The 9,626-nt window shown below is 70.3% G+C and carries 8 protein-coding genes and 1 pseudogene; 4 read left to right on the forward strand and 5 right to left on the reverse strand.

The window, feature by feature from the left end:
• The 4 genes from sufC to sufB all read right to left on the reverse strand — a co-directional run.
• Nucleotides 1-604: Fe-S cluster assembly ATPase SufC (gene sufC, locus Q7T15_RS07510; protein WP_304694882.1), on the reverse strand; the 604-nt coding region annotated here is incomplete at its 3' end.
• A gap of 13 nt (nucleotides 605-617) precedes the next feature.
• Nucleotides 618-944 carry a non-heme iron oxygenase ferredoxin subunit gene (locus Q7T15_RS07515; protein WP_304694884.1) on the reverse strand — a complete coding sequence of 109 codons (327 nt, stop codon included), beginning with the start codon at nucleotides 942-944 and terminating at the stop codon, nucleotides 618-620.
• Nucleotides 945-946: 2 nt separating this feature from the next.
• Complete coding sequence (gene sufD / locus Q7T15_RS07520; protein WP_304694886.1) at nucleotides 947-2,146, reverse strand: Fe-S cluster assembly protein SufD; 1,200 nt, start codon at nucleotides 2,144-2,146, stop codon at nucleotides 947-949.
• 2 nt (nucleotides 2,147-2,148) lie between these two features.
• On the reverse strand, nucleotides 2,149-3,567 hold the full coding sequence (sufB, locus tag Q7T15_RS07525; protein ID WP_304694888.1) for a Fe-S cluster assembly protein SufB: 1,419 nt from the start codon (nucleotides 3,565-3,567) through the stop codon (nucleotides 2,149-2,151).
• A gap of 210 nt (nucleotides 3,568-3,777) precedes the next feature.
• On the opposite strand from sufB, the gene Q7T15_RS07530 reads away from it, so the two are divergent.
• Nucleotides 3,778-4,746, forward strand: a complete 969-nt coding sequence (locus Q7T15_RS07530) for a heme A synthase (RefSeq protein WP_304694890.1) — start codon at nucleotides 3,778-3,780, stop codon at nucleotides 4,744-4,746.
• 15 nt (nucleotides 4,747-4,761) lie between these two features.
• Here the strand turns inward: Q7T15_RS07530 and Q7T15_RS07535 are convergent, their stop codons facing one another.
• Nucleotides 4,762-5,682: a heme o synthase gene (locus tag Q7T15_RS07535; RefSeq protein ID WP_304694892.1), complete on the reverse strand. Its 921-nt coding sequence runs from the start codon at nucleotides 5,680-5,682 to the stop codon at nucleotides 4,762-4,764.
• Nucleotides 5,683-5,945: 263 nt separating this feature from the next.
• Between Q7T15_RS07535 and tkt the strand changes: the two genes are divergently transcribed.
• The 3 genes and pseudogenes from tkt to Q7T15_RS07550 all read left to right on the forward strand — a co-directional run.
• Complete coding sequence (gene tkt, locus Q7T15_RS07540) at nucleotides 5,946-8,036, forward strand: transketolase (protein WP_304694894.1); 2,091 nt, start codon at nucleotides 5,946-5,948, stop codon at nucleotides 8,034-8,036.
• A gap of 82 nt (nucleotides 8,037-8,118) precedes the next feature.
• Nucleotides 8,119-9,228: a transaldolase gene (gene tal, locus Q7T15_RS07545; protein ID WP_304694896.1), complete on the forward strand. Its 1,110-nt coding sequence runs from the start codon at nucleotides 8,119-8,121 to the stop codon at nucleotides 9,226-9,228.
• Nucleotides 9,225-9,626, forward strand: a pseudogene (locus Q7T15_RS07550) (glucose-6-phosphate isomerase); the annotation flags it as partial. The gene tal and the pseudogene Q7T15_RS07550, both read left to right, overlap by 4 nt.

Raw genomic sequence — 9,626 nt, forward strand, 5'->3', positions numbered from 1 at the left:
GCACGCCGGTGTCGCCGGTCTCGCGGACCCGGTTGACGCCCTCCGACACGACCCGCAGGGCGTCGACGTCGAGACCCGAGTCGGTCTCGTCGAGGACGGCGATCTTCGGCTTGAGCAGCTCGAGCTGCACGATCTCGTGACGCTTCTTCTCGCCGCCCGAGAAGCCCTCGTTGACGTTGCGCTCGGCGAACGAGGTGTCCATGCGCATGGCCTCCATCGAGCCGCGGAGCTCCTTGATCCAGCCGCGGAGCGCAGGCGCCTCGCCGTCGATCGCGGTCTTCGCGGTGCGGAGGAAGTTCGACACCGTCACGCCGGGGATCTCGACGGGGTACTGCATGGCGAGGAACAGGCCCGCCTTGGCGCGCTCGTCGATGCTCATCTCGAGCACGTTCTCGCCGTCGAGCGTGATCGAGCCCGAGTCGACGGTGTACCGGGGGTGGCCGGCGATCGTGTACGCGAGCGTGGACTTGCCCGAGCCGTTGGGGCCCATGATGGCGTGAATCTCGCCCTGGTTGATGGTCAGGTCGACGCCGCGCAGGATCTGCTTGACGCCCTGGTCGGTCTCGATGCTGACGTGGAGATCGCGGATCTCGAGGGTTGCCATGTCTGTGTCTTCCTTACGTGGTGAGGGTCTGGTCGGCGTCGACGAAGATCTCGCCGTTCTCGACCGTGACCGCGTAGACGGGGACCGGCTCGTAGGCCGGGAAGTTCTTCGGCTTGCCGGTCGCGAGCTCGAACTTCGAGCCGTGCGCCCAGCACTCCAGGCTGTCGTCCTCGACGAAGCCCTCGCTCAGCGAGATGTCGCCGTGGGTGCAGGTGTCGCCGAGCGCGTGGACCGCGCCCGCGGAGTCCTTCACGACGGCGATGGGCTTGCCGTCGATGACGACCTTCATCGCCGTCGCGGGAGCGAGCTCGGCGTCGGCGCAGACGCGCGTCGCGGTCATGCTCACACCACCGCCACGGCGGCGAGCTCGGCCTCGATCGCCGCCAGGAGGCGCGACTCGAGCTCGGGCTGGCCGATCTTCTGGACGACCTCGAGCAGGAAGCCGAGCACGACGAGGCGACGCGCCTCCTGCTCGGAGATTCCGCGCGAGCGCAGGTAGAACAGCTGCTCGTCGTCGAAGCGGCCCGTCGCACTCGCGTGACCGGCGCCGGCGATGTCGCCCGTCTCGATCTCGAGGTTCGGGATCGAGTCGGCGCGCGTGCCGTCGCTCAGCACGAGGTTGCGGTTCTGCTCGTAGGAGTCGGTGCCGGGGGCGGTCCGGCCGATGAGGACATCCCCCACCCACACGGTGCGGGCGCCCTCGCCGTTCAGCGCGCCCTTGTAGGTCACACGGCTGACGGTGTTCGGCGCGTCGTGGTGCACGTAGACGCGCTGCTCGAGGTGCTGGCCGGCGTCGGAGAAGTACAGGCCCAGGAGCTCGCCCGTCGCGCCCTGCTCGGCGAGGTGCGCCGAGGGGTTCACGCGGACGACGGAGCCGCCGAGCGAGACGACGACGTGCTTGAGCACGGCGTCGCGCCCGATGCGCGCGAACTGGCTCGACAGGTGGACGCTCTCGTCGTCCCACTCCTGCAGGCTCACGACGGTGAGGTGGGCGCCGTCGCCGACGACGATCTCGACGTTCTCGCTCAGGCGGGCGCTGCCGCGATTGTCGATGACGATGATCCCCCGCGCGTTCGGGCCCGCGGTGAGGATCGTGTGGGCGGCGCGCGGGGCGCGGTCGGCACCGGTGCGATCGATGACCACCTCGGTGAACTCCTCGGCGGTCAGGGTGACCGCGAGGGCCTCCCGGAAGCTCGACCAGGCGTTCGCCGCGGCGCGCTCCTCGGCGAGGCCGGCGGAGCCGACGCGGGCGTCGTCGCGGCCGATCCACTCGGTCGTGACGCCGGCGGCCTCGCTCACGACGGCCGGGAACCGGCCGCCGTCGAGCTCGCCGTCGATGAGGTCGCGGACCTTCTCGACGGGCGTGAGGCGCCATTCGAGCTCGCGCCCGGTGACCTCGGGGAAGTCGTCGTGCAGAGCCGACGCGAAGCGCTCGGAGCGGGTCTGCACGGGAACGTCGTCCGCTCCGTGCGAGTGGGCGCCGGCGCCGGGGACCTGCTTCTGATCGGTATCGGGCTTCTCAGTCTCGATGGTGGAGCTCATTCCTAGCCGACGCTGCCTTCCATGCTCATCTCGATGAGCTTGTTGAGTTCGAGTGCGTACTCCATGGGAAGCTCGCGCGCGATGGGCTCGATGAACCCGCGCACGATCATCGCCATGGCTTCGTCCTCCGGGAGCCCGCGCGACTGCAGGTAGAACAGCTGCTCCTCGCTCACGCGCGAGACCGTGGCCTCGTGGCCGAGCTGCACGTCGTCGACGCGGATGTCGATCGCCGGGTAGGTGTCGGAGCGCGAGATCGTGTCGACGAGGAGCGCGTCGCAGCGCACGGTGTTCGCCGAGTGGTGCGCGTTCGCGTCCACTCGCACCTCGCCGCGGTAGCCCGCGCGACCGCCGCCGCGCGCGATCGACTTCGAGACGATCGACGACGTCGTGTACGGCGCCATGTGGATCATCTTCGCGCCGGCGTCCTGGTGCTGACCGGGGCCCGCGAAGGCGACCGAGAGGGTCTCGCCCTTGGCGTGCTCGCCCATCAGGAAGATCGACGGGTACTTCATCGTGACCTTCGAGCCGATGTTGCCGTCGATCCACTCCATCGTCGCGCCCTCGTGCGCCACGGCGCGCTTGGTGACGAGGTTGTAGACGTTGTTCGACCAGTTCTGGATCGTCGTGTAGCGAACGCGCGCGTTCTTCTTCACGATGATCTCGACGACGGCCGAGTGGAGCGAGTCGCTCTTGTAGATCGGGGCGGTGCAGCCCTCGATGTAGTGAACGTACGAGCCCTCGTCGGCGATGATGAGCGTCCGCTCGAACTGGCCCATGTTCTCCGTGTTGATGCGGAAGTAGGCCTGGAGCGGGATCTCGACGTGGACACCCGGGGGCACGTAGACGAACGACCCGCCCGACCAGACGGCCGTGTTGAGCGCGGCGAACTTGTTGTCGCCGGCGGGGATGACCGTGCCGAAGTACTCCTCGAAGAACTCCGGGTGCTCCTTGAGCGCCGTGTCGGTGTCCATGAAGATGACGCCCTGGGCCTCGAGGTCCTCGCGGATCTGGTGGTAGACGACCTCGGACTCGTACTGGGCGGCGACGCCCGCGACGAGGCGCTGGCGCTCGGCCTCGGGGATGCCGAGCTTCTCGTACGTGGCCTTGATGTCGTCGGGCAGCTCCTCCCACGAGGTCGCCTGCTTCTCGGTCGAGCGCACGAAGTACTTGATGTTGTCGAAGTCGATGCCCGACAGGTCGGCGCCCCACAGCGGCATGGGCTTCTTGCCGAAGAGGTCGTAGCCGCGAAGACGCCGCTTGAGCATCCATTCGGGCTCGCTCTTCAGGTTCGAGATGTCGGTGACGACCTCGGCGGAGATTCCGCGGCGAGCGGTGGCGCCCGCGGTGTCGGAGTCGGCCCAGCCGAACTCGTACTGCCCCAGGCCCTCCAGCTCGGGTCGGTCGATGAGCACGTCGGACATGCTGTTCCTCTCTCTTGCCGAACCCAACCGGTCGCGATGTCGACGCATTCCCCCGGACCGCACGCTGGGGTGGGCTGGGGGCTGATGCTCAAGGAGCCAGAACTAGACTGGCCACACGGGCCGACCGGCGATTCTGCGCCGCATCGACGCCCGTGATCGACACTGATGGTGAGCTCCATGATTCTACAGGGCCTCACCGGGAATCGGAGGATGCGAGCCGTGAATCGTCTGTGGCAGTCGAGACTGTGGCAGTGGCTCCCGACGACGGTCGACCGCCGCGTGCGGGTCATCGCGTGGGCCTCGCTCGTGAGCCAGACGCTCATCGTCGGCACGGGCGGCGCCGTGCGCCTCACGGGCTCGGGCCTCGGGTGCCCGACGTGGCCGCGCTGCACCGCCGACTCGTTCGTCGCGACGCCCGAGATGGGCATCCACGGCATCGTCGAGTTCGGCAACCGCCTCCTGACGTTCGTGCTCGTCATCATCGCGATCGTCGCGTTCGCCTTCGTGGTGCGGATGCGCCGCGAGCGCCCCGAGCTCCTGCGCCTGTCGATCGCGCTCGGCCTCGGGATCCCCGCGCAGGCGATCATCGGCGGCATCACGGTTCTCACCGACCTCAACCCGTGGATCGTCGGTTTCCACTTCGTCGTCTCGGCCGTGCTCGTGGCTCTCGCGACCGTTCTGGTCGTCCGGGTCTACCGCGGCCCGGCGGGTGCGCTCGAGCCGCTCCCCCGGGCCGTGCGGCCGCTCGCGATCGGCACGGCGGTCGTCGTGTGGATTACCGTGCTCGTCGGCATCGTCGTCACGGGCTCGGGTCCGCACGCGGGCGACGGCGGCGCGGCCCGCAACGGTCTCGACTCCGAGCTCTGGCAGCACGTCCACTCGTGGCCGGCCTACGCCTCGTTCGCGGGCGCCGTGCTCCTGGTGATCGTCGCGCGCCGCACCGGCCCCGCGCTCTTTCAGCGCGCCTCGCTCGCCCTCGTCGCCGTCGAGCTCGTCCAGATCGGCGTCGGCCTCGCCCAGGCGCGCCTCGGGCTGCCGGTCATCCTCGTCGGGGTGCACATGGTGCTCGCGTGCGTGCTCGTCGCGGTCATGACGCTCGTGCTGCTGAGCCTGCGGGCACCCCGCGCCGCGATCGCCGCGGAGGGCGCGCCCAGCGCGCGCGACGCCGTCAGCGTCTAGCGGGCATCCGCCCCGCTAGAACGGCAGGAGCGGGTCGATTCCGACCGCGACGAACAGCAGCGTCAGATAGCTGATGCTCGAGTGGAACACCCGCATGGGCGCGGGCGTCTCGTCGCGCAGGAGGCGCCCGTACAGGCGGTGGCTCTCGATGATGAACCACGCGCCCGCGCCGAGGGCGGCGAGCGTGTAGACGACGCCCATGCCCGCCACGGGGATGAGGATGAGCGACATCGCGACCGTCGCCCACGCGTAGAGGATGATCTGCACGCCCACGACCGTGCCGCCGCGGACGACCGCGAGCATCGGCACCGAGGCCGAGGCGTAGTCGTCGCGGTAGCGCATCGAGAGCGGCCAGTAGTGCGGCGGCGTCCAGAGGAAGACGACGAGGAAGAGGATCACGGGGGCCCAGTCGAGCGAGCCCGTCACGGCGCTCCAGCCGATGAGGACGGGGAAGCAGCCGGCGATGCCGCCCCAGATGATGTTCTGCTCGGTGCGGCGCTTGAGCACCATCGTGTAGAGGATGACGTAGAAGAGGATCGCGGCGAGCGAGAGCGAGGCCGCGAGCCAGTTCGCGAAGACGCCGAGCCAGACGATCGAGACCGCTCCGGAGACGTAGGCGAAGACGAGCGCCTGCCGGTCGGTGAGCTCGCCCGTGACGAGCGGGCGGTTGCGCGTCCGGTTCATGAGGCGGTCGATGTCGCGATCGAGGTACATGTTGAAGGCGTTCGCCGAGCCGGCCGAGAGCGTGCCGCCGATGAGGGTCGCGACGACGAGCCAGGCGTCGGGGAGGCCGTTCTGCGCGAGGACCATGACGGGCGCGGTCGTCACGAGCAGCAGTTCGACGACGCGGAGCTTCATGAGCGCCACGTAGGCGACGAGGGTGCGACGGAGGGTCGGGCGCCGGGCGACGTCGGGCTGATCCAGCGCTGTGTCCATGACTCCTCTTCGTACGGCGTGCTCGGCCAGTCTACGCGAGCCGTCCCGAGCCTCCGCCGGGCGCCGGGGCACCCCTCCTCCCAGCGGACTCTTATACTGGAGGGGCTTGTCCGCCGCCACGTCCGTCTCTCGAAACGGGGGCATCCCGATCGCCTCGCGCTCGGGCGCCCGAGCAGGCCGCGGTCTCGATCAACGGTGATCTGGGCAAGAGTCTTTCGCCCGACCACCACCGGGCTCGATTCGAGAAAGGGCTGTACCCCCGAATGACCGACCTGAACTGGGACGAGATCGACTCCGCCGCGGTGGACACCGCACGACTCCTGGCGGCCGATGCCGTCGAGAAGGTGGGGAACGGGCATCCGGGCACGGCCATGAGCCTCGCCCCCGTGGCGTACCTCCTGCACCAGAAGGTCATGGAGCACGACCCCGCCGACCCGAACTGGCTCGGCCGCGACCGCTTCATCCTCTCCGCCGGGCACAGCTCGCTCACGCAGTACGTGCAGCTCTACCTGGGCGGCTACGGCCTCGAGCTCGACGACCTGAAGGCGCTGCGCACGTGGGGCTCGAAGACCCCCGGTCACCCCGAGTACGGCCACACCGACGGCGTCGAGATCACGACGGGGCCGCTCGGCCAGGGCCTCGCCTCCGCCGTCGGCTTCGCCTACGCCGCCCGCTTCGAGCGCGGCCTCCTCGACCCCGAGACCCCGGCCGGCGAGAGCCCCTTCGACCACCACGTCTACGTGATCGCCGGCGACGGCGACCTCCAGGAGGGCGTGACGAGCGAGGCCGGCTCGCTCGCCGGTCACCAGCAGCTCGGCAACCTCGTCGTCATCTACGACTCGAACCAGATCTCGATCGAGGACGACACCGACATCGCCTTCACCGAGGACGTCGCGGCGCGCTACGGCGCGTACGGCTGGCACGTGCAGACCGTCGACTGGAAGAAGACGGGCGAGTACGTCGAGGACCTCCACGCGCTGCACGCCGCGATCGAGGCCGCGAAGGCCGAGTCGACGAAGCCGAGCATCATCATCCTCCGCACGATCATCGGCTGGCCGGCGCCGACGAAGCAGAACACCGGCAAGATCCACGGCTCGGCCCTCGGCGCCGAGGAGCTCGCCGCGACGAAGACCCTCATGGGGTTCGACCCCGAGCAGTCGTTCGTCGTCGCGGACGAGGTCATCGCGCGCACGCGCGGCGCCGTCGCCCGCGGGGCCGAGCGCCACGCCGCCTGGCAGGAGCGCTTCGACGACTGGGCCGCCGCGAACCCCGACCGCAAGGCGCTGCTCGACCGGATGCTCGCGGGCGAGCTGCCCGAGGGCCTCGACGCCGCGCTCCCCGTCTTCGAGGGCGGCACGAGCGTGTCGACCCGCGCCGCGAGCGGCAAGGTCATCAACGCCATCGCCGCCGTCCTCCCCGAGTTCTGGGGCGGCTCGGCCGACCTCGCTGAGTCGAACCTCACGACGATCGCGAACGGCGGCTCGTTCGCGCCCTCGGAGCACTCGACGCACGAGTGGCAGGCGAACCCCTACGGCCGCATCCTCCACTTCGGGATCCGCGAGCACGCGATGGGCGCGATCCTCAACGGGATCGCCCTGCACGGCCGCACGCGGGTCTTCGGCGGAACGTTCCTGATCTTCAGCGACTACATGCGCCCCGCCGTGCGCCTCGCCGCCCTCATGCGCGTGCCCGTCACCTACGTCTGGACGCATGACTCGGTCGCCCTCGGCGAGGACGGCCCGACGCACCAGCCGATCGAGCAGCTCGCCTCGCTGCGCGCCATCCCGGGCCTCGACATCGTGCGTCCGGCCGACGCGAACGAGACAGCCTGGGCCTGGAAGACCATCCTCGAGCGCAACGACCGCCCCACGGGCATCGCGCTCACCCGCCAGAACATCCCGGTCTTCGAGCGGGGGGATGACGCCGCCTCCGGCGACGTCCTGGCCGCCGCCCACCATGTCGCCCGTGGCGCCTACGTGCTCGCCGAGGCCCTGAACGGCTCGCCCGACGTCATCCTCATCGCGACGGGCTCCGAGGTGCAGGTCGCTCTCGCCGCGCGCGAGCAGCTCGCCGCGCAGGGCGTCCACGCCCGCGTCGTCTCCGCCCCGTGCCTGGAGTGGTTCGAGGAGCAGAGCGCGGAGTACCGCGAGTCGGTGCTGCCGAGCGGCGTCACGGCGCGCGTCTCGATCGAGGCCGGCGTCGCGCTCTCGTGGCACCGCTACCTCGGCTCGCGCGGCCGCGCGGTGTCGATCGAGCACTTCGGCGCCTCCGCCGACTACCAGACGCTGTTCCGCGAGTTCGGCATCACGGCGGAGGCCGCCGTGGCCGCCGCTCTCGAATCGATCGCCTCCTAGACGACCGTCCCCCTCCCCCGCCACCACCGGCTCCGCCGCCCGCCGCCTGAACCGCCCCGGGCACGAGACAAAAGAGGACACCATGAGCTCCACCCCCACCGCCCAGCTGAGCGCCCTCGGAGTCAGCATCTGGCTCGATGACCTGTCGCGCGACCGCATCAATTCCGGCGCGCTCGCGTCGCTCATCGAGAACCGCGACGTCGTCGGGGTCACCACCAACCCGACGATCTTCGCCGCGGCGCTCGCGACGGGCACGACCTACGACGCGCAGGTGCGCGACCTCGCGGCCGCGGGCGTCGACGTCACCGACGCCGTCTTCGAGATCACGACGGACGACGTCGCGTCGGCGTGCGACATCTTCGCCCCGATCTACGCGAGCACCGCGGGCCAGGACGGCCGCGTCTCGATCGAGGTCGAGCCCGGCCTCGCGCACGACGCCGCGGGCACGATCGAGCAGGCCCGTCAGCTGTGGGCCAAGGTCGACCGCCCGAACGCGATGATCAAGATCCCCGCGACGCGCGAGGGCCTCGAGGCCATCACCGAGACCATCGGCGCCGGCATCAGCGTCAACGTGACCCTCATCTTCAGCCTCGAGCGCTACCGCGAGGTCATCGAGGCGTACCTCGCCGGCCTCGAGAAGGCCCGCGATGCCGGGATCGACCTCGCGACGATCCACTCCGTCGCCTCGTTCTTCGTCTCGCGCGTGGACACCGAGATCGACAAGCGCCTCACGGCGATCGGCAGTCCCGAGGCGCTCGCGCTCAAGAGCAAGGCGGGCATCGCGAACGCGCGCCTGGCCTACGAGCTGTTCGAGCAGGAGTTCGCGAGCGCGCGGGCCCAGGAGCTCATCAGCGCCGGCGCGAACGTCCAGCGCCCGCTGTGGGCCTCGACCGGCGTCAAGGACCCGGCCCTGCCCGACACGCTCTACGTCACGGAGCTCGCCGTCGGCTCGACCGTCAACACGATGCCGGAGAAGACCCTCGAGGCGACCTTCGACCATGGCGTCATCGCGGGCGACGCCGTGACCGGCTCGTACGACGGGGCCCGCGAGGTCCTCGCGGCGCTCGAGGGCCTCGGCATCTCGATCGCCGAGGTGACCGCGCTGCTCGAGAAGGAGGGCGTCGAGAAGTTCATCGTGAGCTGGAACGAGCTCCTGGACACCGTCACGGCCGCGCTCGAGGCCGCTCGATGACGGCGACGATCGGAGCCCGCGGCCCCGCCGCGGAGGCGATCGCGCGGCACGTCCCCGTGCTCGTGGAGCAGCTCGTCGCGAGCCGGATCACCGCAGGCGATGCCTCGCTGTGGGGCGACGCCGCGGAGGAGGAGGCTGGCAAGCGGCTCGGGTGGACGCAGGCCGTGTCGGTCTCGCGCCCGCTGGTGCCCGAGGTCCTGGCGCTGCGCGACGAGCTCGTGGATCGCGGCGTCACGCGCGTCGTGCTGTGCGGCATGGGCGGCTCGTCGCTCGCCCCAGAGGTCATCACCCGCACGCTCGGGGCCCTTCTCGTCGTCCTCGACTCGACCGACCCCCGCCAGGTGCGGGGCGTCGTCGAGCATCGCCTCGCGGAGACCGTCGTCGTCGTGTCGTCGAAG

The organism is Microcella sp. (assembly GCF_030645145.1).
Lineage (GTDB): Bacteria > Actinomycetota > Actinomycetes > Actinomycetales > Microbacteriaceae > Microcella.